This window comes from Nocardia elegans NBRC 108235 (assembly GCF_001612845.1).
Taxonomy (GTDB): Bacteria; Actinomycetota; Actinomycetes; order Mycobacteriales; family Mycobacteriaceae; genus Nocardia; species Nocardia nova.
The window spans coordinates 87,757-112,692 of sequence record NZ_BDBF01000029.1 but is presented as its reverse complement, the minus strand read 5'-3'; the positions used below and the strand labels follow the sequence as shown (position 1 = coordinate 112,692).

The following is a 24,936-nucleotide window of genomic DNA, read 5'->3' as shown; positions in this document are numbered from 1 at the left end:
CGGATCGGGACCAGGGCCGCGCACGGGTCGGCGCGGGCTCGTTACCTGCCCGCGTTCGTCCCATCTGCCCAGCCTTCCGATCGACCCGCTACGCGCCTTACTGCTGCGCGGCCTGGCCCTTGTTCACCTGCGGCTGAGCCGGGTTGGCGATGGACTGACCGGCGGAGTCACCCGAGGGCAGCGCGTCGCCACGCATGGAGGCGCGGATCTGCTCGAGGCGGTTGTGGCCGGCCATCTGCACGCTGGCCTGCTGCACCTCCATCATGCGACCCTGCACGGTGTTCTGCGCGAGCTCGGCGGCGCCCAGCGCGTTGGCGTAGCGACGCTCGATCTTCTCGCGCACCGCGTCCAGGCTGGGGGTGCTGCCGGGTGCGGACAGCGTCGAATCCATCTGCTGCAGCGATGCGGAGACCTGCTCCTGCATCTTGGCCTGCTCGAGCTGGCTGAGCAGCTTGGTGCGCTCGGCGACCTTCTGCTGCAGCAGCATGGCGTTCTGCTCGACCGCCTTCTTGGCCTGGGCGGCGGCCTGCAGCGACTGGTCGTGCAGCACCTTCAGGTCCTCGACGGACTGTTCGGCGGTGACCAGCTGGGCCGCGAACGCCTCGGCGGCGTTGGTGTACTGGATCGCCTTGTCGGCGTCGCCGGCGGCATTGGCCTGATCGGCCAGCTGGACGGCCTGGCGCGCGTTGGCGTTGAGCTTCTCGACCTCGTCGAGCTGACGGTTGAGCTTCATCTCCAGCTGGCGCTGGTTACCGATCACCGACGCGGCCTGCTGCGACAGGGCCTGGTGTTGACGCTGGGCTTCCTCGATAGCCTGCTGAATCTGCACCTTCGGATCCGCATGCTCCTCGATCTTCGAATCGAAGAGGGCCATCAGGTACTTCCAGGCCTTCACGAACGGATTAGCCATCGATTGATCCCGCCTCCATCTGACTACGCCGCGCCCCAGCACGGCGGCGGTGCGCGACCGTCACGCACCCCTGTGTCCCTATCCTCCACGGCATCGGATCCGGGCTGCCGAACCACCCGTAACCGACGCTTACAGAGAATCTATCGGTTTCCGCTCCGTCGTACAGCCTTGCCGGCGCCGACCCGGCGCCGGCAGTTGTGATCGCCGGTACGCGGCGAGTCACTTCGCTTGCACCAAGACCAGTTTCTCGGCCTTCGGGGCCGGAATCACGATCCGGGTGTCCTCGGCGATTCCGGCACGGGCCGACGCACTCGCGGCGGGCGCGGTGTCGGCGGTCTCCGTCGCGGGGGCCGGGGCGTCGGCGTCGGCCATGGTGGCGCTCACGTCGACCAGCACCTGCGACAGCGGCACGTCCAGCGCCTGGCAGATCGCGGCCAGCAGTTCGCTCGAGGCCTCTTTCCGGCCGCGTTCGACTTCGGACAGATAGCCCAGGCTCACGCGTGCCGACGTGGACACCTCGCGCAGGGTCCGGCTCTGGGCGATCCGAGCGCGCCGCAGACTCTCGCCGATGGCCTCTCGAAGCAGCGTCATCTCGTTCTCCTCACGTTCTCGCCTCACCGGGCCGAGCGCGACCGCCGTCGAGCGTGACGCACCCTCCGTCTACAGTGCCAACGTCGCATGCCACCCCGTTGGTTCCCGTCCGCGGGAACCGATCGGCAGCCACCGGAAAGCCGTCGTCAGCCGGTGCCGGTGCGGTCGCCGCCACCGACGCGGCGCAGCAGCTCCGCGACGGCCGTGCGAACCGCGCTCATCCTGATCGTCCACCGGTCCCCGGCCAGCTGCAACCGCACCACCTCGGTCCCTTCGGGCCCGCTCAGCCCCAGGAAGACGGTGCCGACCGGGCAGCCGTTCTGCGGGTCCGGCCCGGCGACGCCGGTCAATCCGATCCCCCAGTCGGCCCCGCACACGGTGCGCGCGCCGACGGCGAGCTGTTCGGCGGTTCCGGCCGCGACCGGCCCGTCCGTGGCCAGGGTGTCCTCGCTCACGCCGGCCAGGCGATGTTTGAGATCGGTGGCGTAGACGATCACTCCGCCGCGCAACACCACACTGGCTCCCGGCACCCCCGCGATGGTGGCCGCGAGCAAACCGGCGGTCAGGGATTCGGCGGTGGCCACGGTCCCACCGACGCGGGTCAGCGTCGCCACCAGCTCGGCGGCCTCGGGGACAGCGTCCAGCGGGTCGGCGACGGCCACCTCGGTGCCCACCGTCGTCACCGCCGCTCGACCGGCCGCGCCCACAACCGGGCCGCCTGCACCACGTAATCCAGTCCGGTCACCACGGTCAGCACCACGGCGACATACATCAGCGCCATTCCGGCGCTCGCCCACGCGCCCGCCAGCGGCAGCAGCAGAACGGCGATCGCCACCGACTGCACCAGGGTCTTGGCCTTACCGCCGCGGCCGGCCGGAATCACCCCGCGGCGCACCACCGCCAGTCGCAGCAACGTCACACCGATCTCGCGGGCACAGATCACGACCGTGATCCACCACGGCAGATCGCCCAGGGCCGACAATCCGATCAGGGCCGCACCGATCAACGCCTTGTCGGCGATCGGATCCGCCAATTTGCCGAAGTCGGTGACCAGTCCGTACTTGCGCGCGAGCTGGCCGTCGATGCGGTCGGTGATGGCCGCGACGCCGAACAGCGCGGCCGCGGCGATCCGCCACCCGGTGTCGTGGCCGCCGGCGGCGAACAGCGCCAGCAGGAAGATCGGCACGATCACGATGCGCAGGACCGTGAGAATGTTGGCGATGTTCATCAGCGGCACCGCGGACGGCTCGACCGTCCGCATCGGTTGCGGCGGAACGAGATTCGCCCGCGCTCTGCCGGCCTCGGCCCAGGTCCGGTCCATATCGTCGCTCTGCACGCTCACCGGCACCCCCGGCCGGAATGCACGCAGCCGCGGCCCCCGGCGGATCGAGGCAGGCGGGCGGACGAGATGTGCGGCACTCCACCAGACTATCGGTTAACGACCCGACTACTGTGCACCCCATGACGACGCGGGCACACCACACTGATTCGATCGGCGCCACCGGCCCCGGCACCGTGGTCGTCCGACGCGCCCGCACCTCGGATGTGCCCGAGATCAAAAGCCTCGTCGACGTCTACGCGGGCCGCATTCTGCTGGAGAAGAATCTCGTCACACTCTATGAGGCGGTCCAGGAATTCTGGGTGGCCGAGGTCGACGGGCGCCTGGTGGGATGTGGCGCATTACACGTGCTGTGGGCCGATCTGGGCGAGGTGCGCACGGTCGCGGTCCACCCCGATGCCAAAGGACAGGGCGTCGGGCGCCTGATCGTGGATCAGCTGATCGCGACCGCCCGCGAACTCCAGCTGCAGCGACTGTTCGTGCTGACCTTCGAGGTGGAGTTCTTCTCCCGGCACGGGTTCGCCGAGATCGACGGCACGCCCGTCACGGCGGAAGTGTTCGCGGAGATGTGCCGCTCCTACGACACCGGTGTGGCCGAATTCCTCGACCTCAGCTACGTCAAGCCGAACACCCTCGGCAATACTCGAATGCTGTTGACCCTCTGAATCTTTCGGGAGCGCGCGTGCCGATCTTCGCCGTCCACTACACCTATTCCGATGCCACCGTCGCCGGGCGCGACGAGCATCGGCCCCGCCATCGGGAATGGCTGTCGAATCTGGTCGACCGGGGTGTGGTCCTGTCGACCGGGCCGTATGCCGACGGCTCCGGCGCGCTGCTGCTGTTCCGCGCCGACGATGCCGCGGCGTTGGAGGAGCTGCTCGCGGCCGATCCGTTCGCCCGGGAGGGGCTGATCGACGCGAAGCGATTCCTGGAATGGACCCCGGTGATGGGCGCCTTCTCGGCACAGGCGGCGCCGAACGCCTAGGCAGGCGCGGCGAAGCCCGCTACGATGCTCGGCATAGTCAACCAGTTGCATATGCGAGGTGGCGATGCAGGCATTCCGACAGGCCGTGGAGGCACGCGACAGCGCGGCGATCGAGGCGCTGCTCGCCGAGAACGTCGTGTTCACCAGCCCGGTGGCGTTCAAGCCCTATCCCGGCCGGGCCATTACCGCCGCGATTCTGCGCGGCGTCATGCGGGTGTTCGAGGACTTCCGCTACGTCCGCGAGATCACCGACGCCGGCGGGCACGACTCGACGCTGATTTTCGAGGCGACGGTCGACGGTAAGCACGTCACCGGTGCGGATTTCATCCACACCGACGAGGCGGGCCGCATCGACGATCTGATGGTGATGGTCCGCCCGCTCTCGGCGGCCAATGCCCTGGCCGCGGCGATGGGTGCGCAGTTCGAGCGCATCCAGGCGGAGGCGGCCGAGCAGATCCAGCGAGAGAACGCGACGCTGTAGGCCACACCGCGCCGTCCGGCGATCTACCGTGAACCGGTGCGATTGGACCCCGATACGGCGCTGACGCGAGTTCGCGCGGCCCGCGTGGCCCGGCTGGGTACGACCGATCCGACCGGCCGGCCCCATCTGGTGCCCGTGACCTTCGCGCTCTCCCCGACGGGCCGCATCCTGGTCACCGCGGTCGATCAGAAGCCCAAATCGACGACGGATTTGCGGCGTCTGCGCAATATCGCGGCCGAGAACCGGGTCTCGGTGCTGGCCGACGAATACGACGAGGACTGGTCGCGGCTGTGGTGGGTCCGGCTCGACGGCACCGCCGCCGTCGCCACCGGCGACGCCGAACGCGCGGAGGCGATCGCCTGGCTCACCGCGAAATACCCGCAGTATCGCGACAATGCCCCGCGCGGACCGGTCATCCGGGTCGAGATCCGGACCGTTACCGGCTGGGCCTACACCGGGTGAGGCCTACACCGGGAGCCTAGGCATCGATCGCATCGGGTTCGGCCGCTGGCTCGGCCTCTCCACCGCCGCGGATCGAATACAGCAGTCCGTCCAGCTCATCGGGTTTGACGAGCACGTCGCGCGCCTTGGAGCCCTCGCTCGGGCCGACCACGCCGCGGGTCTCCATCAGATCCATCAGGCGGCCCGCCTTGGCGAATCCGACGCGCAGTTTGCGCTGCAGCATCGAGGTGGAACCGAACTGTGAGGTGACGACCAGTTCGACGGCCTGCAGGAAGACGTCCAGATCGTCGCCGATATCCGGGTCGACGTCCTTCTTCTCCCCGGCCTTGGCGGTGGTGACGCCTTCCTGGTACTCGGGTTCGGCCTGATTCTTGGCGAAGTCGACGACGGCCTGAATCTCCTCGTCGGAGATGAACGCGCCCTGCAATCGGGTCGGCTTGGACGCGCCCATCGGCAGGAACAGGCCGTCGCCCATACCGATCAATTTCTCCGCACCCGGCTGGTCCAGGATGACGCGTGAGTCGGTGAGCGAGGACGTCGCGAACGCCAGCCGGGAGGGGACGTTGGTCTTGATCAGACCGGTCACCACGTCCACCGAGGGCCGCTGGGTCGCCAGCACCAGATGGATACCGGCCGCGCGCGCCTTCTGGGTGATGCGCACGATGGCGTCCTCGACGTCGCGCGGCGCGGTCATCATCAGATCGGCCAACTCGTCGACGATCGCCAAAATGTAGGGGTAGGGCCGGTACACGCGCTCGCTGCCCAGCGGCGTGGTGATCTGGCCCGATTTCACCTTCTTGTTGAAATCGTCGATGTGGCGGACCTTGCTGGCCTGCATGTCCTGATACCGCTGTTCCATCTCCTCCACCAGCCAGGCCAGCGCGGCGGCGGCCTTCTTGGGCTGGGTGATGATGGGCGTGATCAGATGCGGAATGCCCTCGTACGGCGTGAGTTCCACCATCTTCGGGTCGATGAGGATCATCCGGACCTCGTCCGGAGTGGCGCGGCCCAGCAGCGAGACCAGCATCGAGTTGACGAAACTCGACTTACCCGAACCGGTGGAACCGGCGACCAGCAGATGCGGCATCTTCGCCAGATTCGCGGAGACGAATTCGCCCTCGATGTTCTTGCCGAGGCCGATCACCAAGGGGTGGTGGTCGTTTCGCGTAGACGGCGCCTTGAGAACATCGGCCAGCCGGACCAGTTCGCGGTCGGCGTTGGGCACCTCGATACCGACCGCCGACTTGCCCGGAATCGGTGCGAGCAAACGCACATTCTCGGTGGCCACCGCATAAGCGATATTTCGGGCCAGGGCGGTGATCTTCTCGACCTTCACACCGGGGCCGAGTTCGACCTCGTAGCGGGTGACCGTCGGACCGCGCACGAAACCGGTGACCGCCGCGTCGATCTTGAACTGCACCAGCACCTCGGTGATCGCCTCGATCATCGATTCGTTGGCGGCGCTGCGCTTCTTCGGCGGATCGCCGTCGGTCAGCAGGGTCAGCGGCGGCAGCTGATAATCCCCGTCGACCTCGCGGTCGGTGACGAATTCCAGTTGCTGCGGAGGCTGCGGCTCGGGTGTCTGGTCGACGACCTTCGGCGGCTTGCGCGTCTTGGGTTTACTTGCGGGGGGCGGTGTTTCGTCCGGCTCGGCGATATCTTTCGCATCGCGCAACGGCGGTTCGCCGAGAACCTCGGTGACGGCGTCGGCGCCACCGAATTCGTCGGTCGGATAATTCTCCTCGGGGGTGCGGCCACGCCGCGAGGAACGGCTCTTGTGCATCGGAAAGCCGTCGGCGTCATAGTTTTCCGGGTCGTAGAGCCCGTATTGCCCGTCGTCTTCGCCGTATTCGGGATCGGGCAGGCCGAACAGTTCACGCAGCCGGTGCGGGACCTCGCGCACGGTCGTCCCGGTCACCAGCAGCAGTCCGAAGAGCATGGCCAGCAACAGCAGCGGCACCGCCAGCCACGCGGTGAGCCCGTTGCGCAGCGGCCCGCCCAGCACATAGCCGACGAAACCCGCCGCATGGGCGCGCCCATGCGCATCGGACGGCGCGCCCGCGAAGATATGCCAGATTCCGAGCGCCGGCAGTCCCACCAGCAATCCGCCGAGCACCAGCCGGGGCCGGATCTCGGGCCGCGGTTCGGTGCGCATGAGCACCACCGCGATACCGGAGGCCACGAACGGCAGCACGGCCGCGGCGGAGCCGGCGATCGCGCGCACCGCGGTGTCGACCCAGTGCCCCACCGGGCCGCCCGCCGACACCCAGACCGCCGCCGCGATGACGACGCTGAAAGCGACCAGCGCCAAGGCGATTCCGTCGCGGCGGTGACCGTGTTCGATCTCCCCAGCGCGGCTGATGGTGCGGGTGGTGGCGCCGAATCCGCGCGCCAGCACCGACCAGCCGTTGCCGATACCGCGTCCGAGCACCGCCAGCGGCGCGGTCTGCGGTGACCGGCGCACCGGCCGGCGGGTCGCGGTGGTGCGGCCACGCGGCGCCGATCGGGCGCGTCCGCCTCCCGAGCGAGTCCGCGCCGGAGCCCGCCCCCGGGTGGATCCCGCCCGCGAACTCGACGTCGTGGTGCCGCGGGACTTACCTGCCATGACCTCAGGCTAGCCGCAACAGCCCCATCGGGACCATCCGCAACACCCATCCCAACCACATCATTGCCGACCTCACAACGCCGTCAGCGGCCGGAAACGACGCGCGCGAAGGTCTCAGACGCTGCGATCGGAGGCAAAGACCGCGGCCACATCGTCCACCCCGCCGGCGGCATCGATGCGGACCTCGTTGCGCCCGAATGCGTGAAGCAGCAGTTCGGAGGGCTGCCCGGTGAGTACCACCGCATCGCCGCCGACGTTGTGCGCCGTCACGCGTTCACCCTCCGGCGTCGCCAGCACGACGGTGACCGGGGATTTGCGATACGCCATCCGCGCCATCCGCCGCGTCGCCGACCACAACTTGCGCTCGTCCTCGGCCGACAAGGTGCGGGGCTTCCACTCCGGGTCGGCGCGGCGCACGTCCTCGTGGTGGACGAACATCTCGGTCAGGTTGACCACGGCGTCGACCGGCTTCAGCGGCGACCACCACGGCGGTCCGGTGCGGATCTGCTCCAGCAGTTCGGTGAACGGCTTCTCGGACACCTTCGCCTGCACCGAATCGAGGTATCCCGCAAGGGGTTTCAGCAGAATCCCCGGTGCGGCCGCGGGATGGCGTTCCCGTACCACCAGATGCGCGGCCAGATCGTGCACCGTCCAGGTACCGCACAAGGTCGGGGCGTCGGGACCGACCGCCGTCATGGTCGACACCAGGGCCCGGCGTTCCCGTTGAGCCATACTCATGGGCCGAGCGTAATGGGTCGGAGCCCGGTGGAGGTAGGCAGCGTCACCCCGCAGGCGGCCCGGCGCTTCATCGGCACTGCGCAGCGGCCCCGCCCGGACTCATCGCTGCGGGCGGGGCCACATCCCGGAGGATCAGACGCCGATGACGGTGGGCACGATCATCGGGCGGCGACGGTAGGTGTCGGCGACCCAGCGGCCCACCACGCGCCGCACACCCTGGGCGATGCGGTGCGTATCGGTGACGCCCTCCCCGGCCAGCCGCAGCAGTTCGGCCTCCACCAGCTCCTGCGCACCCATCAGCGCACCCGGATCGTCGGAGAAACCGCGGCCGCTGACCTCGGGCGCGCTGACCGCCTTACCCGTGGTCTCGTCGACGGCCACCGTGATCGCGATGAAACCGCCCTCACCGAGCACCAGACGGTCCGACAGCGTCGATTCACCCACGTCGCCGACCGACAAACCGTCGACGTACACCTGCCCGACCGGATAGCGGCCGACGATCGAGGCGATGCCGTCGACCAGGTCGACCACCACACCGTCCTCGGCGAGCATGACCCGTTCCTCGGGCACGCCGGTCGCCACCGCGAGCGCGGCGTTGGCACGCAGATGCCGCCACTCGCCGTGCACCGGCATGGCATTCGTGGGGCGGACCGCGTTGTACAGGTAGAGCAGCTCACCGGCCGAGGCGTGCCCGGAGACGTGCACCTTCGCGCTCTGCTGGGTCACCACGGTGGCGCCCAGCCGGGCCAGGCCGTTGACCACCGCGAACACCGCGTTCTCGTTGCCGGGGATCAGCGAGGAGGCCAGCACCACCAGATCGTCGGCGCGGATGTTGATCTGGCGGTGGTCGCCGCGCGCCATCCGCGACAGCGCCGAGAGCGGTTCGCCCTGCGAGCCGGTCGAGATCAGCACCAGTTTGTGCACGGGCAGATTCGCGGCCTGATCCAGATCGACCACGATGCCCTCGGGAATGTTCAGATACCCGAGATCCTGCGCGATCTGCATATTGCGGACCATCGAACGACCGACGAAGCACACCCGCCGGTTGTAGCGCTGCGCCACGTCGACGACCTGCTGGATGCGATGGACGTGGCTGGCGAAGGAGGCCACGATGACGCGGCCCTTGGCCTTGCCGATCACACTGTCGAGGACCGGGCCGATCTCCCGTTCCGGAGTGACGAAGCCGGGCACCTCGGCATTGGTCGAATCGACCAGGAACAGGTCCACACCCTCGTCGCCGAGGCGGGAGAACCCGGCCAGGTCGGTGAGGCGGCCGTCGAGCGGCAACTGATCGAGTTTGATGTCACCGGTGTGCAGCGCCAGCCCGGCCGGCGTGCGCACCGCGACCGCGATGGCGTCGGGAATGGAGTGGTTGACCGCGAAGTACTCGCAGTCGAAGGGGCCGTGGGTGGTCCGCTGTCCCTCGGTGACCTCGATCAGCTTGGGCTGCAGGCGATGTTCGCGGCATTTCGCCGCCACCAGCGCGAGCGTGAATTTGGAACCCACGACCGGGATGTCGGGGCGCAGCCGCAACAGGAACGGCACCGCGCCGATGTGGTCCTCGTGCCCGTGGGTCAGCACCACGGCGGCCACCTCGTCGATCCGGTCCTCGATCGGCCGGAAGTCGGGCAGGATCAGGTCGACGCCGGGCTGCTGATCCTCGGGGAACAACACACCGCAGTCGACGATCAACATCGCGCCGTCGTATTCGAACACGGTCATATTGCGGCCGATTTCACCGATGCCGCCGAGGGCGTAGACGCGCAGGCCCTGCTTCGGCAACTTGGGCGGCAGACCGATCGGCAATTCCGACGAAACCGGTTGCGGCGCAGCCTGTTCCGTACGACCACGGCCCGACTGGCGGCCCCGGCCGGAACGCCGGGTACGGCCCCGGTCGCCGGTCTGCTCGCCTCGTTGCGCGGGAGCCGATTCGCCGCGCTGTGCCGCGGGAGCGGTTTCGCGCTGGGCCGCGGGAGCAGATTCGCGTCGCTCAGGGGCGGTCCGGCGCTCGACGGCCGGTTCGGCGGCGCGCGCGGGCTCCGGCGGCGGCACCTGTTGCGTCGCGGGCGCTGAAACCTCTTGCGCCGCAGGCGCTTCGGGCTCCTTGCGCGGCGCGGGCGCCGGCGCCGGCGCTCCCGCCGCTCGGCTCGCGGTCCGGCGCGGACGACGGTTCACCGGTTCACTCATGCAAGCACTCCCGCCAGCCGCAGTTCGGCGACGATCGATTCCAAGTTCACACCCACGGGCATCAGCTGCGGCAGCCGCGGCTCGCCGACATCCATGCCGAGCAGTCGCAGCGAGGATTTGATCAGGGCCACGCCGCCCACGCGGGCCATCGCGCGGTTGACCGGCAGCAGGCCGGCGTTGATGTCGCGCGCCAGCGTGACCTCGCCGGCCGCGTACGCGTCGCGCAGCTGTACCAGCCGCTCCGGCACCAGATGCCCGATCACGCTGATGAATCCGACCGCGCCGACCGACAACCACGGCAGGTTGAGCACATCGTCACCGGAGTAGTAGGCCAGTCCGGTGTCGGCGATCAGTTCCGCCCCCGCGCCCAGGTCGCCCTTGGCGTCCTTCACCGCGACGATATTCGGATGTTCGGCCAGGCGACGCAGCGTATCCGGGGCGATCGGCACGATCGAGCGCGGCGGAATGTCGTAGAGCGTCACCGGCAGATCGGTGGCATCGGCGACGGCCGTGAAATGCGCCAGCAGGCCCTCCTGTGACGGACGCGAGTAGTACGGCGTCACCACCAGCAAACCGTGCGCACCCGCACGCTCGGCGTTGCGAGCGAGCTCGATGCTGTGCGCGGTGTCGTAGGTGCCGGCGCCCGCGATGACGGTGGCGCGGTCGCCCACGGCGTCGACGACGGCGTGCAGCAGGTCGAACTTCTCCGATTCGGTGGTGGTCGGCGATTCCCCGGTGGTGCCGGAGATGGCGAGCAGGTCGACACCGCGGTCGACCAGGCGTGCGGCCAAGGCGACGCCGGAATCGACATCGAGCTTGCCCTCGGCGGTAAAGGGGGTCACCATCGCGACACCGACCGTGCCGGACGCGCGCAGCTCTCTTCGCGTCGATTCACCGTTCGTCATGGTCAGAAAGGCTACCCGGTCGCGGAGACGACACCGAACCGTCGCCCGTGATATCGGCAGACATTCCGGTCACATTCCAGCAATGACAGCAACCGTGACGACATCCTGACGGTGGCGTGATGTCACAAATGACATCATACTGATGTCATGGATCTGAACAAGTACACCGCCCGCCTGCGCGACGATCTCATCGCGGCGGCCGCCCTGGGCGACGAGAAGACCCAGGCGACCGCCGCCGCCCTGGCCGCCGCCACCGAGAATTCGCTGCGGCTCACGCTGCTGGCCGCGCTCTCGGATCTGGCCGAGGAGGTCAACGCGACCCTCGACGATCGCACCGTGCACGTCTCGCTGTCGGGTACCGACGCGCAGGTCGAGGTACGCCGCACCGCGAGCGAGGAGTCGCACCCGACCTTCGAGGAGATGACCGGCGACATCAGCCGGGTCACCCTGCGCATGGTCGAGAATCTGAAGGCCCGGGCCGAGGAGGCCGCGACCCAGAGCGGTCAATCGCTGAATTCCTGGCTCTCCGGCGCGGTACAGGGCGCCCTGCGCGATCAGATGCGCAAGGGCGGCCCCGGGCGCTGCGACAGCTGAGTCAGTCCATCACCGTCACGGTGCCGGTGGGGCCGATCTCGGTGCGGCGGTCGTGGTCGGGCGCCTGCGCGAGCACAGTCGACAGCACCCGTCGCCCCGGCGGCAGGATGCGCACCGTCACCGAACCGGCGTTGGCCGCGTCCAATTCCCGTGTGGCGACGTCGATGACGCGTTCGCGCAACCACTTCGGCGCATCCGTGAAACCACCGTCGTCGAGCAGGACGACCTCCACCCCGCGTGCCCGCGCACCCCGCGCGGCGCCGCTGAGTTCCTCGGTCATCAACTGCGGGGCGCGCAGTCCGTCGCGCAGTTCCGCCTCCAGGAGGCGGCACTGTTCCCGTTCACCGACGGTGAGGACCGCGCCGTCGGCGATGCGTTCCAGGATCGGGCGGGCCACCCGGTCCAGGCGCTCCAGCTGCCGCGTGCGTTCGCCGTCGGCGGCCGCCATCGTCGCCTCCGCGGCGGCCTGGGCGCTCGCTTCCTCACGCAACCCCCGCAGCGAACGCTGGGTGGGCCGCATGATCTGGGCGAACACCGAGATGGCGATGACGGTGCCGATGGGCACGATCGCGGCGACGATCGCGCTCGCGTTCAGCCAGGCCCGCGCGCCGTCGACACCGATGACGACCGCGACTCCGGCCACGCCGAGCCACGCCGTGCCCATCCGGCCGCGCAGCACCAGCACGGCCAGTACATACGAGGTCGCGAAGGTGGTCCACACCATCTGGCGGGTTTCCGGTATGCCGGGAGCGACCGAGGTCAGGGCGGTGGCGACCGGTCCGGCGGCGGCGACGAAGATCGTCACGGTCCACGGCAGCGGATCGCCGGGGACCACCAGCACCAGTGCACCGCCTACCACCATCACGATCAGCGCGGTCACCGCCGGCAGCGCAGTGGTGGAGTCGAGGTTGCGGACCATGTAGAGGGTGATGGTCCCCTCCAGCAGGACCAGAAACAGCCACGCGGTTGGACCGCGCAGTCCGAGCAGCTCACGCAACCCGAACGCTTGTTCACGACCGGATTCAGTGCGCACCGTCACCGCCCCAAACCAAGGTCACAGCGGTGCCCTCCCCGGGTTGCGATTCCACGAATCCGGCGCCACCGGCCAGCTGGCGCATGCGGCCGAGAATGCTCACGGAGATGCCGAGGCGGTCCGCGGAGACCGCGTTCACGTCGAATCCCGCGCCGTCGTCGGTGAAGACGACCCGGATGCTGCCCGCGCTGATCGTGCAGGTCACCGCGCGCGTCACCGCGCGACCGGGCACCGCCGCGTGGCGCAGACTGTTGCGGACCGCTTCGGCCAGGGCGGCGGCGAGGGTGCGCGCGGCGGCGGCGGGCATGCGCAGGTCGTCGAAGCCCGGCCAGGTCCTGGTGGTGAACCGAATGCCGGCATTCACTTCGTGCACCGAGGCGCGCAGGAAAGTCACGGCCGCACGAGCGTCGAGCACATCGGGTTCGCGCGATTCGACGCGGATCTCGTCGAGTTGGTCCAGGGTGCGTTCGGCCTGCCGGCGCAATACATCCGAGGGTTCGCTGCCGCGCGAGGCGTCCAGCAGCGTGGAGAGAACGGCGTCGTGAATGAGGGCGGCGAAGCGGGCGCTCTCGTTGTCGCGCGCCGCGGCCGCGGCGGCTTCGGCAGCCTGCCTACTCGCCGCCACCGATTCGCGGTCCACCCGGGCCGCGGCCGACAGCGCCGAAACCACACACCACAGGAACAGCGCCGACAACCCGACGGCCCGGGCGAACGCGCTGAGCACGGACGCTGCCGTGAACTGTTCCGCCAGATAGATATTCGTCAACGCGACGGCCGCCGACCCGATCAGCAGATACGCCACCGCGACGAGCGCCGGCCACGCCAACGTCGCCGCGAGCACACCGAGTGGCAGCATCCGGTACAGCCACACCGAATTCGCGCCGATGCTGTGGGTGTCGAGCCCGATCAGCATGGTCGCCACCGCGGACAGGAAGGCCACTGCGGCGCAACTCGACACCAGCCGGATGGTGCGCGGGCTCGACCGGATCGACAGCACGGCCAGTACCGGGAACAGTCCGAACGCCAGCGCGCTGGCACTCGGCGTCCACCAAGCGGGCGTGAACCGCGCCTGCTCGGTGATCTCCGGAAGATCGGCGAGGCCCATGATCACCCCACCCGCGCCGATCGAGAGCCCCAGCCGGCGCATGACGCGCTCCACCGCAGGCGTATCGGAGCGCACCTGCGCGCGGCCGGGAACCCGGATGCGGGCCGCGGCTGCGGTGCGCGCGAAGACTCCGGGTGCGTCGACCGCGATCATGCCTGGTTGTTGCGTTCGGGCACCGGAAGCCATCCGTCCTCCACCGCGCGCTTGTAGAGGTCGGTCTTGGTGGGCGCGGGGCGGCCGGCGTCGGCGTATTTCTGGCGGATCCGGCCCAGGTAGTCGTTGACCGTCTGTTCCGAGAGCCCGGTCAACCGCGCCACCCGAGAAGCCTTCTCGCCGGACGCGTAGAGGGTCAGCACCTCCTGCTGACGCGGGCTCAATCCGACATCGCGCAGCTGCGGATCGCCGTCGATGGCGGCCGCCCAATCGGTGGTGACCACCTGTTCGCCGCTCGCGGCGGCGCGCACCGCGGCGACCACGGTCTGCACATCCTCGGATTTGCGCACCACGCCCAGCACCCCGGCGCGCGCGGCCGAGCGCACCAGGAACGGATTATCGGCTCCGGTGAACACCAGCACCTCGAGCCCGCGATCGCGCAGGGCCTGCACATTGGACTGCGGGGTGGAGCCGTCGGCGAGCCGCAGATCGAGGATTACCAGGTCCAGTTCCGGTGCCGCGGAGAGCAATTCGGACACCGTTCCGGCGGTGATGACCAGTTCCAGATCGCTTTCGCCGGCCAGCATGCTGGCCAGGCCGAGCGCGACCGACTCGTGGTCCTCGACCAGACCGATCCGCCGCGGTGGCGTCATATGGTCCTCACCCTTCCCGAAACCCGAACACCACGCCGCGCCCCGGCCGGGAACGCGACGTCCTGCCGTCGAGTATGACGGTGCCGGTGATATCCGTGTGAGACACCAGAAATCGGGTCACCGGCTCAGGCGGTCAACTGCGCCGCTATCGTCGCGCCCAGTTCCCAGCATTTCTCCCGGTCGTTTTTGCCCGGCTGACCGGTCACGATCACCGGCGCGGCGGCCTGTTGCCACCCCATTCCGGTCGTCACGGTCGTGATGCTGCGTTCGGCGCCCTCGGTGCCCTGATTGCCGTGGATGTACACCCCGAACGGCCGACCGCGGGTGCTGTCGAGGCAGGGGTAGTAGAAGGTGTCGAAGGCGTGTTTGAGCGCGCCCGACATGTAGCCCAGATTGGCCGGCGTGCCCAGCACGTAGCCGTCGGCGGCGAGGACATCGCTCGCGGTCACGGCCAGTGCCGCCCGCCGCACCACCTCGACTCCCTCGATCTCGGGGTCGCTGGCGCCCGCGACCACCGCTTCGAACATGTCCTGCAGGAACGGCGAAGGCGTGTGATGGATGATCAGCAACGTCGGCACCCAGGCGAGCCTAGTGGGGCCGGCGGTGTGTCAGGACCCGGTCCGGCGTTCGACGCGCTCGAGTTCCACGGCGCGGCGCATGGTTTCGCGAGCGCGCGAGCGGTCGCCGGCGTAGTCGTAGGCCCGGGCGGCGCGATAGTTGGTGCGCCAGTTGTCGGGGTCTGCCTCCCACTCCTTCTTGACTTGTTCGAACAGCTCGTCGGCGGCAGCCTTCTCCAGCCGGCCGGAGGGGCGGCGGGGCAGGTCGGAGACGTCGAGTTCGAGGCCCTCGTCGTGGATGCGCCGCGCCAGATGCTGGTGGGCGAGGGCGGCGCGAATGCTGGTGGCCACCACCCACACTCCGAGGATCGGCAGGATCAGCACGCCCACGCCCATCGCGACGGCGGCGGGCTTGCCCGAGGTCATCAGTTCGATCGCGATGCGACCCAGCAGCAGGAAGTAGAAGGCCAGCGCGACGACCAGGAAGGCGATGAAGGCGACGATGCGCAGCACCTGTCGCCCGCTGTCGCGCTCGTTCACAGGTCCAGCAGCGGATCGAGCCCGACGGTGAGGCCCGGGCGGGCGCCGATCTGGCGCACACCCAGCAGTACACCCGGCGCGAAGGAGGTGCGGTCGATCGAATCGTGGCGGATCGTGAGCGTTTCGCCCTGGGTGCCGAACAGCACCTCCTGGTGCGCGACCAGCCCGGCCAGCCGCACCGAATGCACTCGCACCCCGTCGACGCTCGCCCCGCGCGCGCCGTCGAGTTCGGTGGTGGTGGCATCCGGGCTCGGGCCCACGCCGGCCTGCTTGCGGGCCTCGGCGATGATGCCGGCGGTGCGATAGGCGGTGCCGGAGGGTGCGTCGGCCTTGTTCGGGTGGTGCAGTTCGATGACCTCGACCGAATCGAACCAGCGGGCGGCCTGTTCGGCGAACCGCATCGACAACACCGCGCCGATGGCGAAGTTGGGGGCGATCAGCACGCCCACCTCGGGATTGTCCGCCAGCCAGGAGCGCACCTGCGTGAGCCGGGATTCGTCGAAGCCGGTGGTGCCGACCACGGCGTGAATACCGTGTTCCACCAACCACTTCAGATTCGGCATCACCACGTCGGGGTGGGTGAAGTCGACCACGACCTGGGCGCCGGCCTCGGTGAAGGCCTCGAGCGCGTCGTCCTTGTCGACCCCGGCGACCAGCTCCAGGTCGTCGGCGGCCTCGACCGCCGCGCAGATCGCCTGCCCGACCTTGCCCTGCGCGCCGAGTACGCCCACCCGGATCCGGTTCGTCGCCACCGTGAACTCCTCACATACCGTTCGATGCCCGTTGCGGTCAGAGCCTATCGGCAGGGGGCCCGGGCGCCACCACACCGGTCACCCGGAAGTCGCGTGCGTCACCCGGCGCGACCACCGAGAGCCGATGGCAGCCGCGAGGCCGGCGCATCAGTCGAAGACGATCACCTGACGCAAGGCGTGCCCGGCGGCCAGCTCGTCCATGGCGTGGTTGATCTCGTCGAGCCGGATACGCGAGGACACCAGTCGTTCGACGGGAAGCCGGCCGTCCCGCCACATCCGCACGTACTCCGGGATGTCGCGCGCCGGAACCGCCGAGCCGAGGTAGCTGCCCACGATGGAACGTCCCTGCGCGACCAGACCGAGCGGTGAAATACTCGCGCGCGCTTCGGGATTGGGCAGCCCGACGGTCACCGTGGTGCCGCCGGGCGCGGTGGCCGTCACCGCGGTCTCGAAAGCGCGCACATTCCCCGCGGCCTCCACCACGACCTCCGCCGCGATGCCGCGCTCGGCCACCTCCGCCGGCGTGTAGACCTGCGTGGCGCCCAATTCCTTTGCCAGCGTCAGCTTTTCGGGCACGGTGTCGACGGCGATGACCTCGGCGCCGAGGCTTTCCCGCAGTGACGCGGCCACCAGCACGGCGGCCATACCCACGCCACCGAGACCGACGACCATGATGCGGTCTCCCGCGCCGGGCCGGGCCGAATTCAGCAAGGCCCCGCCGCCGGTGAGGACCGCGCAGCCCAGTACGGCGGCGACCTCCGGCGGGACATCGTCGTCGACCGGCACCACCGACCGCCGATCGACCACGGCGTGGGTGGCGAATCCGGAGACGCCGAGATGGTGGTGGACGGGTCCGTTCGCGCGGCGCAGTCGGCGGCCGCCGCCGAGCAGCTCGCCCTCGTTGTTGGCGACGCTGCCCGGCACACACGGGGTGCGGCCGTCGGTGGCGCAGCCCTCGCACTGTCCGCAGCGCGGCAGGAAGGTCATCACGACCCGCTGGCCGACCCGCAGATCGCTGTCACCGGGACCCACCTGCTCGACCCGTCCGGCCGCCTCGTGGCCGAGCAGCATCGGCACCGGCCGCACCCGGTTTCCGTCCACCACCGACAGGTCCGAATGGCACAGTCCGGCCGCCTCGATCCGGACCAGCAGCTCCCCCGGTCCCGGCTCCGCCAACTCCAGATCCTCGATCACGATCGGGGTCGAATCGGCATAGGGAGTCGGGTCGCCGATCCGCTCCAGCACAGCACCACGAATCTTCATGGCACCGACGGTACCGGGCGAGCGCCGAGCCGAGTACCGGTGCCGACTACTCAGTCCTGCGGTGGTCCGACGACCGAACCGGTGCCGGCGGGAAGACCCGCCTCCTCGGCGTCCGACGCCACCGGCGCCGGGTCCGGTGCGCTCGGGCCGCACGGCCACCCCGGGATGAGGGCGTGCTCCGCCGACACCGTGCCACGACAGGCGACTCCCCGGAGATCGACATCGGGCACATCCCGTTCGCCACCGATGCGAGCGTTGTCGAACACCGTGTGGCCGGAGTCGAAACGTGTGTCGGCACAGGTGATTCGCGAGCCGCCGACCACGATGCCGTCGAAACGCGCACTGTCCCCCGCCACTTCGACGCCGTCGAAGAAGGTGCTGTCGGCGGTGAAACGCGCCCGGCTGAACGACGTCGGTCCGGTGAACCGGGCGCCGGTGAATCGTGTTCGGGGCCCGCCGAATTCGGCCTCGGTGAAGTCGGCCTTACCGCGGAAGACCGCATCCACGAAGCTGGTGCCGGCGCGCCCGGTGTAGACGTCACCCGAGGTCGGGGTGAATTTCGTGCCCCGGAACAGCGCATCGCTCTCGAAGTGCGCGCTGTGGAACGTCACGTGCGTGCCGACGAATTCGACGTTATCGAAGTTGGCGGACCGCTCCCCGATGAAGCGGGTACCCCGCAGATGCGTATGCCCGCCGCCGAAGACCGCCCAGCGGAAGTCGACATCCTCGAGCACCGCGTCGTCGAAGTTGAAATCGCAGTACGACCACGAGGTTTCGGCCTGCGGACGCAGGTGGGTCACGATCACCGCGATGATGGTGCGCCGCACCTCGCGATCGTTCTGCCGTAGCTGGTAGGCGCGCTCCACCTGCGGCCCGCCCGCTCCGTCGGTGATCTTGCGAGAGCTCAGGTGGGTAGCCCCTTCGTCGGGGTCGTAGGGCAGTCGCAGATAGCCGCACAGCACGTCGATGCACTGCTGGCGCATGCCGCGCGCGGCGAATTCGTCGGCCACCCCGGCCATCGCGTAGACGCCCGCCATACGCACCGCCACATCGGCATTACCCAGTTGCGCCGCGGCGGCCCCGAACAGCTGCGCGAAGCGGCCGCGTTCGTTGTCGCGCTGTTTGCGGTAGGCCACGACCAGTGCCACCGCACCGCCCACACCGGCCGAGACAGACAACGCGATCTTCGTCAGATCCAGCTGGTTCGGCGTATCGGCCTTCGCGCCGAGCGCGAGCCACAGCACCCACCAGGCGATACCCGCGATCGCCAAACCGCCGAGCACCACCGAGACGACCGATACCAGCAACGCCGAACGCTGTATCCGCTGAGCCTGCCGCTGTACAAATGTCCCCCGCCGAGCCATGGGCGCATAGTAACGACAATTCCGGATCCGCCACAGCCGGTGGAGGATTCGGCCCGGCCGAGCGACGACGCGGCGCCCGCCTTTCGGGCGGACGCCGCATCGTCTTGTCCGGCAGACTGTTTCGCGCCGATCAGTTCGCCGCGCGACTGCCACGCACCCCGATCGCGGCCGCTGTCAGGCAGGCCGCGGCGACCACCACCACGAACCACGGGAAGATCGCGCCCATCCCCCACTGCGTCGCCGCCCAACCGGCCAGCACGGTCGGCAGGGCCATCGCCGTATAGGCCAGCAGGTAATAGGCGGACATGGTCTCGCCGCGCTTGTGCTGCGGCACCACATTCGACAGATGCCGCAGCGATCCACCGAAGCCCAGGCCGAAGGTCGCGCCGAGCAGAACACCGGCCAGCAGCACCACGACCCAGTTGTGGGTCGCGAGCGCCGGAATGGTCAGCAGCAGCGCGATCGCCATCCCGGTATCACCGCCGACGGCCGCGCGACGCGCCGGAATCGCGGTCGCGAACAGCTGAGCCAGCGCCCCGGCCGTCGCGGTCGAGGCGACCACGGCACCGCCGAAGACCAGATTGTGCACGCCGGTCTTCTCCGCGGCCAGCGAGGGATACAGCGACAGCAGCACACCCAGTACCGACCACGCCGCCATGACGCCCAGCGCCGAGAACCAGAAATCGGCCCGGATCTCCTGCGGTACCGCCGGTTTCGCGATCCGGATGGGACCCGACATCCGCGCGGTGTGCGTTTCGGTCATCACCACCACGCCCACGCCGATCAGCAGGCAGAACACCGTGATCACCACGTACGGCGTGCGCAGCGGATGCGGAACGTACTGGGCGAGCAGTGCCGACCCCAGAATGGCCACGGCCATACCGACATTGAAGGCCACGCCCGTCAGCTGCCCCGACCGCGCGCCGTGCTGGGGACGCAGATCCAGCAGCGCCGCCGCCCCGGCGACGACGGTGGCACCGACGGCCACCCCGTGCAGCGCCCGCGCCACCAGCAGCATCGCGACATTGTCGGCGAACAGGAAGACGACCAGTCCGATCACCATCGTGGCGAGTGCGCCCAGCAGCACCGGCTTGCGGCCGACCACATCGGAAATCTTGCCCGACACCAGGACCGCGGCCAGCGCGGCGACGGCATAGACGGCGAAAACGATGGTGGTGGTCAGCGGCGAGAAATGCCATTCCTTCTGGTACAGGCCGTAGAGCGGGGCGGGAACACCGGATACTCCGAGCGCGACTCCGCTGGCGACCAGAATCAGTGCATAGGCCCAGGACTGAGTGGTCCGCGGAGCCGGTGCAACCGTGACAGTTGCGGCCATCGATTCTCCCCATCAGGTAAGTTTGATTGCGATCGAACTCAACCACCGTAGCGATGGTTTGATTCCCATCAAACCGAATTTCCCGTGAGAAAGATCATGAGCGATAGCAACAAGACCGTGGAATCTCATCCGGTCGCCACCGTGCAGGAGGTGCTCGGTGCCCTGCAGGACCCGGTCCGGCTCGAGATGGTGCGCAGGCTCAGCAATGCCGGCGGCCCGGTGCGCTGCGGCATGCTCTACGACACCATCAACAAATCCACCGCGACCCACCACCTGAAGATTCTGCGCGAGGCCGGGGTCACCGAACGCATCGTCGCCGACGGCCAGACCTACGCGCGGCTGCGCACCGAGGAAGTCGAGCACGCCCTGCCGGGACTGCTCGCGGCGGTGGTGGGCGCCGCCAATCGCGCGGGCGAATCCGGCGCCGCACCGCGCGACTGACTCACTCCGCCAAGCGTTTCACCGCACCGGGCAGGTCGCGCATCCTCCGATACGGTCCCGCCACCGAGGCCGCGTACGGCCGCGCCAGCAGGGTGCGGGCGATCGCGGACACCTCCGCGGTGGTGACGGCGTCGATGCGCGCCAGCGTCTCCGAGACGCTGCGGTGATTGCCGTAGCTGAGTTCGCTGCGGCCGATGCGGTTCATCCGGGAGCCGGAATCCTCGAGGCCCAGCACCAGTCCGCCGCGCAGCGATCCCTTGGCACGGGCGCATTCGGCGTCGGTGATCCCGTTGGCGGCAACATCTTCCAGGACCTCGCGCGCCAATGTCGTGACCTCGCCGAGATTTTCGGGCTGACATCCCAGATAGACCGAGAACGCGCCGGTGTCGGCGAAGGTGTCGACGCTGGAATACACCGAGTACGCCAGGCCGCGTTCCTCCCGGATCCGTTGGAAGAGCCGGGAACTGAGCCCGCCGCCGAGCACGGTGTTCAGCACCGACAGCGGCCAGCGCTTATGCCCTTCGTGCCGGCCGAACGCGCGCACCCCGAACACCAGATGCGCCTGTTCGCTGTCGCGGTAGGTCCAGTGCAGCTGCGGTGAGGTGCGCTTGCGGAAATGCCCTTCACGGCGCGGCGCCGGTTCCCGCAACGGATCGAGCCGGTCGGCGAACGCGCGATGCACCAGCTCCACGGTGTGTTCGTGCTCGATGTTGCCGGCCACCGCCACCACCATCCGGTCCGGACGGTAGCGGCGCAGATGGAACCCGCGCAGCTGCGCGGCGGTCATCTGCTCGATCGAGTCGACGGTGCCGATCACCGGCCGCCCGATCGGATGATCGCCGAACAGCGCGGTCAGGAACGAGTCGCCGACCAGGTCCTCGGGATCGTCGTCGCGCATCGAGATCTCCTCGAGCACCACCTGACGTTCCACGTCGACATCGATCGGGCGGCACAACCCGTTCAGCACCACGTCGGAGACGACATCGACCGCGAGCGGCAGATCGTCGTCCAGCACATGCGCGTAGTAGCAGGTCTGCTCCTTGGCGGTGAACGCGTTGAGTTCCCCACCGACCGCGTCGACGGCCTCGGCGATGTCCAGCGCCGTACGGGTCGGGGTCGCCTTGAACAGCAGGTGTTCCAGGAAGTGCGCGGCGCCGGCCACCGAGGGCCCCTCGTCGCGTGAGCCCACACCCACCCAGACACCGATCGACGCCGATCGCACCCCGGGCACATGTTCGGTGACCACCCGCAGTCCACCCGGCAGTACCGTACGCCGCACCCCGCTGTCGGAGAACGACCCGTCCTCGGCGAGGACCAGCGAAGAGCCCCCCTGCTCGAGAGCGAGCAAGGGGGCGTCGGCGCCGGCTTTCGCCGGAGTCCCCGCGCGCGAGGCTTGCTTCGTCTTCGGCGCGCGAGCTGTGCTACCCGGCGCGCGCGTCGAAACCGAGGGCTTCGGGGCGCGCGCCGAGGACTTCTTCTTCGTCACATCCAACTATTTACTCGGCCGCGGCCTCGGCTGCAGCCGGAGCCTCGTCGGCGGCCGGAGCAGCGGTCTCCGCGCTCTCCTCCTCCGACACCGGGACCAGCGAGATCTTGCCGCGGTTGTCGATATCGGCGATCTCGACGCGGATCTTGTCGCCGACGTTCACCACGTCCTCGACCTTGCCGACCCGCTTGCCGTTGCCCAACTTCGAGATGTGCACCAGACCGTCGCGGCCCGGCAGCAGCGAGACGAACGCGCCGAAGGCGGTGGTCTTGACGACCGTGCCCAGGAAGCGCTCGCCGACCTTCGGCAGCTGCGGGTTGGCGATGGCGTTGATCGCGTCGATGGCGGCCTGCGCCGACGGGCCGTCGGTCGCGCCGACGAACACGGTGCCGTCGTCCTCGATGGAGATGTTGGCGCCGGTGTCCTCGGTGATCTGGTTGATGACCTTGCCCTTGGGCCCGATCACCTCGCCGATCTTGTCGACCGGGATCTTGATCGCGGTGACGCGCGGCGCGTAGGGGCTCATCTCGTCCGGGGTGGCGATGGCCTCGGCCATCACGTCCAGGATGGTCAGGCGCGCGTCGCGAGCCTGGTTCAGTGCACCCGCCAGCACCTTCGACGGAATGCCGTCGAGCTTGGTGTCGAGCTGCAGCGCGGTGACGAAGTCGCGGGTACCGGCGACCTTGAAGTCCATGTCGCCGAAGGCGTCCTCGGCACCGAGGATGTCGGTCAGCGCGACGTAGCGGGTCTCCGACTCACCGTTGTCGCCGGTGACCTCGTCGGACACCAGACCCATGGCGATACCGGCGACCGGGGACTTCAGCGGCACACCCGCGTTCAGCAGCGACAGCGTGGAGGCACACACCGAACCCATCGAGGTGGATCCGTTGGAGCTCAGCGCTTCCGACACCTGGCGGATGGCGTAGGGGAACTCCTCCTGGCTCGGCAGCACCGGCACCAGCGCCCGCTCGGCGAGCGCGCCGTGGCCGATCTCGCGCCGCTTGGGCGAGCCGACGCGGCCGGTCTCACCGGTGGAGAACGGCGGGAAGTTGTAGTGGTGCATGTAGCGCTTGCTGGTCTCCGGGCCGAGCGAGTCGACCTGCTGAGCCATCTTCACCATGTCGAGGGTGGTGACGCCCAGGATCTGGGTCTCACCGCGCTCGAACAGCGCCGAACCGTGCGCCCGCGGCACCACGGCGACCTCCGCGGACAACGCCCGGATGTCGGCCAGGCCACGACCGTCGATGCGGAAGCCGTCGGACAGGATGCGCTGGCGCACAAGCTTCTTGGTGACCGAGCGGAACGCCGCGCCGATCTCCTTCTCGCGGCCCTCGAAGTCCTCGGTCAGTGCCGAGAGCACCTCGAGCTTGATCTCGTCGATGCGCTCCTCGCGCTCCTGCTTGCCGGCGATCGACAGCGCCTCACCCAGCGGGTTCTTCGCGGTGCCCTCGACGGCGGTGTAGACGTCGGCCTCGTACGGCGGGAAGAGCGGGAACTCCTCGGTGGGCTTGGAGGCCAGCGCCGCCAGGTCCGCCTGCGCCTTGCACAGCCGCGCGATGAACGGCTTGGCGGCCTCGAGACCTTCGGCCACAACGGTTTCCGTCGGCGCCTGAGCACCGTCTTCGACCAGCGCGATGACCTTCTCGGTCGCCTCGGCCTCGACCATCATGATCGCGACGTCACCGGATTCGACCACGCGGCCGGCGACGACCATGTCGAAGACGGCCTCTTCGAGCTGCTCGACGGTCGGGAACGCGACCCACTGGCCCTGGATGAGCGCCACGCGCACGCCACCGACCGGACCCGAGAACGGAAGTCCCGCAATCTGAGTCGAGGCCGACGCCGCGTTGATCGCGACCACGTCGTAGAGATCCTTGGGATCCAGGCTCATCACCGTGACCACGACCTGGATCTCGTTGCGCAGGCCGTCGACGAACGACGGGCGCAGCGGACGGTCGATCAGGCGGCAGGTCAGGATCGCGTCGGTGGAGGGGCGGCCCTCGCGACGGAAGAACGAGCCGGGGATGCGGCCCGCGGCGTACATCCGCTCCTCGACGTCGACCGTCAGCGGGAAGAAGTCGAACTGGTCCTTGGGGTGCTTACCGGCCGTGGTGGCCGACAGCAGCATGGTCTCGTCGTCCAGGTAGGCGACGACGGAGCCGGCGGCCTGCTTGGCCAAGCGCCCGGTCTCGAACCGGACGGTGCGGGTGCCGTAGCTCCCGTTGTCGATCAGGGCCACCGATTCGAACACACCGGGTTCGACCTCGATGGCGGAGCTCGTCTGGGATTCGGTCATATTTCTGTCTCAACCTCTCGTCTCGCCGGATCGAACGCCGTCGAGGCGCGATCCGGCTGGGTGTCCCCGCGCTTTTTCATCCCTGCCCGGAGGCAGCGGCTTGTCTGCGCGAGGGCAGCCGTACCCGGGCTCGGGCGCGCGACAGCCCTCCTGGCTGTGG

The 24,936-nt window shown here is 69.0% G+C and carries 25 protein-coding genes; 6 read left to right on the top strand and 19 right to left on the bottom strand.

The features are described 5' to 3' along the window. Positions 1-97: 97 nt before the first annotated feature. The 4 genes from pspA to pgsA all read right to left on the bottom strand — a co-directional run bounded on the left by pspA (position 98) and on the right by pgsA (position 2,843). Positions 98-910, bottom strand: coding sequence for a phage shock protein PspA (gene pspA / locus NE2_RS21140; RefSeq protein ID WP_030513206.1), 813 nt, complete (start codon positions 908-910; stop codon positions 98-100). 219 nt (positions 911-1,129) lie between these two features. Continuing rightward, complete coding sequence (locus NE2_RS21135) at positions 1,130-1,501, bottom strand: helix-turn-helix domain-containing protein (protein ID WP_030513205.1); 372 nt, start codon at positions 1,499-1,501, stop codon at positions 1,130-1,132. Positions 1,502-1,647: 146 nt separating this feature from the next. After that, entirely contained in the window at positions 1,648-2,184 is a 537-nt protein-coding gene (locus NE2_RS21130) for a CinA family protein (RefSeq protein ID WP_233429845.1), read from the bottom strand. Next, positions 2,181-2,843, bottom strand: coding sequence for a CDP-diacylglycerol--glycerol-3-phosphate 3-phosphatidyltransferase (pgsA, locus tag NE2_RS21125; protein WP_373862266.1), 663 nt, complete (start codon positions 2,841-2,843; stop codon positions 2,181-2,183). Before pgsA ends, NE2_RS21130 begins: the two co-directional genes overlap by 4 nt. Before the next feature lie 119 nt (positions 2,844-2,962). Here pgsA and NE2_RS21120 point away from each other — a divergent pair, with 119 nt between their 5' ends. The 4 genes from NE2_RS21120 to NE2_RS21105 all read left to right on the top strand — a co-directional run bounded on the left by NE2_RS21120 (position 2,963) and on the right by NE2_RS21105 (position 4,768). Further along, positions 2,963-3,505 (top strand): amino-acid N-acetyltransferase, encoded by a 543-nt coding sequence (locus NE2_RS21120; protein ID WP_063028695.1) that lies wholly within the window; start codon positions 2,963-2,965, stop codon positions 3,503-3,505. Positions 3,506-3,522: 17 nt separating this feature from the next. After that, positions 3,523-3,825, top strand: a complete 303-nt coding sequence (locus NE2_RS21115) for a YciI family protein (protein ID WP_063028693.1) — start codon at positions 3,523-3,525, stop codon at positions 3,823-3,825. 64 nt (positions 3,826-3,889) lie between these two features. Next, the gene (locus NE2_RS21110) at positions 3,890-4,306 is read left to right on the top strand and encodes a nuclear transport factor 2 family protein (RefSeq protein ID WP_030513200.1); all 417 of its coding nucleotides are present in this window, start codon (positions 3,890-3,892) and stop codon (positions 4,304-4,306) included. A 36-nt stretch (positions 4,307-4,342) separates the two neighbouring features. Beyond that, positions 4,343-4,768, top strand: a complete 426-nt coding sequence (locus tag NE2_RS21105) for a TIGR03668 family PPOX class F420-dependent oxidoreductase (protein ID WP_063028691.1) — start codon at positions 4,343-4,345, stop codon at positions 4,766-4,768. A gap of 16 nt (positions 4,769-4,784) precedes the next feature. Here the strand turns inward: NE2_RS21105 and NE2_RS21100 are convergent, their stop codons facing one another. The 4 genes from NE2_RS21100 to dapA all read right to left on the bottom strand — a co-directional run bounded on the left by NE2_RS21100 (position 4,785) and on the right by dapA (position 11,203). After that, complete coding sequence (locus NE2_RS21100) at positions 4,785-7,373, bottom strand: DNA translocase FtsK (RefSeq protein ID WP_063028689.1); 2,589 nt, start codon at positions 7,371-7,373, stop codon at positions 4,785-4,787. Between the two features lie 114 nt (positions 7,374-7,487). Then, the gene (locus NE2_RS21095) at positions 7,488-8,111 is read right to left on the bottom strand and encodes a TIGR03085 family metal-binding protein (RefSeq protein ID WP_063028687.1); all 624 of its coding nucleotides are present in this window, start codon (positions 8,109-8,111) and stop codon (positions 7,488-7,490) included. Between the two features lie 132 nt (positions 8,112-8,243). Beyond that, positions 8,244-10,298 (bottom strand): ribonuclease J, encoded by a 2,055-nt coding sequence (locus NE2_RS21090; protein ID WP_063028685.1) that lies wholly within the window; start codon positions 10,296-10,298, stop codon positions 8,244-8,246. After that, complete coding sequence (gene dapA, locus NE2_RS21085) at positions 10,295-11,203, bottom strand: 4-hydroxy-tetrahydrodipicolinate synthase (RefSeq protein WP_063028683.1); 909 nt, start codon at positions 11,201-11,203, stop codon at positions 10,295-10,297. Before dapA ends, NE2_RS21090 begins: the two co-directional genes overlap by 4 nt. A 147-nt stretch (positions 11,204-11,350) precedes the next feature. On the opposite strand from dapA, the gene NE2_RS21080 reads away from it, so the two are divergent. Further along, positions 11,351-11,797, top strand: coding sequence for a hypothetical protein (locus tag NE2_RS21080; protein WP_063019217.1), 447 nt, complete (start codon positions 11,351-11,353; stop codon positions 11,795-11,797). Position 11,798: 1 nt separating this feature from the next. Here the strand turns inward: NE2_RS21080 and NE2_RS21075 are convergent, their stop codons facing one another. From NE2_RS21075 to NE2_RS21035, 9 genes are all read right to left on the bottom strand, one after another. Next, the gene (locus NE2_RS21075) at positions 11,799-12,836 is read right to left on the bottom strand and encodes a DUF8320 family protein (protein ID WP_030513193.1); all 1,038 of its coding nucleotides are present in this window, start codon (positions 12,834-12,836) and stop codon (positions 11,799-11,801) included. Continuing rightward, positions 12,820-14,121, bottom strand: a complete 1,302-nt coding sequence (locus tag NE2_RS21070) for a sensor histidine kinase (protein ID WP_157110954.1) — start codon at positions 14,119-14,121, stop codon at positions 12,820-12,822. The genes NE2_RS21075 and NE2_RS21070 overlap by 17 nt, the downstream gene beginning before the upstream one ends. Then, entirely contained in the window at positions 14,085-14,741 is a 657-nt protein-coding gene (locus NE2_RS21065) for a response regulator transcription factor (protein WP_030513191.1), read from the bottom strand. Before NE2_RS21065 ends, NE2_RS21070 begins: the two co-directional genes overlap by 37 nt. A 125-nt stretch (positions 14,742-14,866) precedes the next feature. Then, a complete protein-coding gene (locus NE2_RS21060; RefSeq protein ID WP_174553964.1) occupies positions 14,867-15,319 on the bottom strand; it encodes a flavodoxin family protein in 453 nt (150 codons plus the stop codon). A gap of 30 nt (positions 15,320-15,349) precedes the next feature. Further along, entirely contained in the window at positions 15,350-15,838 is a 489-nt protein-coding gene (locus NE2_RS21055; protein WP_063028679.1) for a hypothetical protein, read from the bottom strand. Beyond that, positions 15,835-16,590: a 4-hydroxy-tetrahydrodipicolinate reductase gene (gene dapB / locus NE2_RS21050; RefSeq protein ID WP_373862265.1), complete on the bottom strand. Its 756-nt coding sequence runs from the start codon at positions 16,588-16,590 to the stop codon at positions 15,835-15,837. Before dapB ends, NE2_RS21055 begins: the two co-directional genes overlap by 4 nt. A gap of 147 nt (positions 16,591-16,737) precedes the next feature. After that, entirely contained in the window at positions 16,738-17,853 is a 1,116-nt protein-coding gene (locus NE2_RS21045) for an alcohol dehydrogenase catalytic domain-containing protein (protein ID WP_063028677.1), read from the bottom strand. A gap of 50 nt (positions 17,854-17,903) precedes the next feature. Then, positions 17,904-19,217, bottom strand: a complete 1,314-nt coding sequence (locus NE2_RS21040; protein WP_084494208.1) for a pentapeptide repeat-containing protein — start codon at positions 19,215-19,217, stop codon at positions 17,904-17,906. A gap of 130 nt (positions 19,218-19,347) precedes the next feature. Next, a complete protein-coding gene (locus NE2_RS21035) occupies positions 19,348-20,553 on the bottom strand; it encodes an MFS transporter (protein ID WP_063028673.1) in 1,206 nt (401 codons plus the stop codon). A 96-nt stretch (positions 20,554-20,649) separates the two neighbouring features. Here NE2_RS21035 and NE2_RS21030 point away from each other — a divergent pair, with 96 nt between their 5' ends. Continuing rightward, positions 20,650-20,994 (top strand): ArsR/SmtB family transcription factor, encoded by a 345-nt coding sequence (locus NE2_RS21030; RefSeq protein WP_063028671.1) that lies wholly within the window; start codon positions 20,650-20,652, stop codon positions 20,992-20,994. A gap of 1 nt (position 20,995) precedes the next feature. On the opposite strand, the gene NE2_RS21025 is transcribed toward NE2_RS21030, so the two are convergent. Together NE2_RS21025 and NE2_RS21020 are read right to left on the bottom strand one after the other, a co-directional pair. Continuing rightward, the gene (locus tag NE2_RS21025; RefSeq protein WP_106958716.1) at positions 20,996-22,312 is read right to left on the bottom strand and encodes a M16 family metallopeptidase; all 1,317 of its coding nucleotides are present in this window, start codon (positions 22,310-22,312) and stop codon (positions 20,996-20,998) included. A 178-nt stretch (positions 22,313-22,490) separates the two neighbouring features. Continuing rightward, positions 22,491-24,776, bottom strand: a complete 2,286-nt coding sequence (locus NE2_RS21020) for a polyribonucleotide nucleotidyltransferase (protein ID WP_063028667.1) — start codon at positions 24,774-24,776, stop codon at positions 22,491-22,493. Between the last annotated feature and the right edge of the window lie 160 nt (positions 24,777-24,936).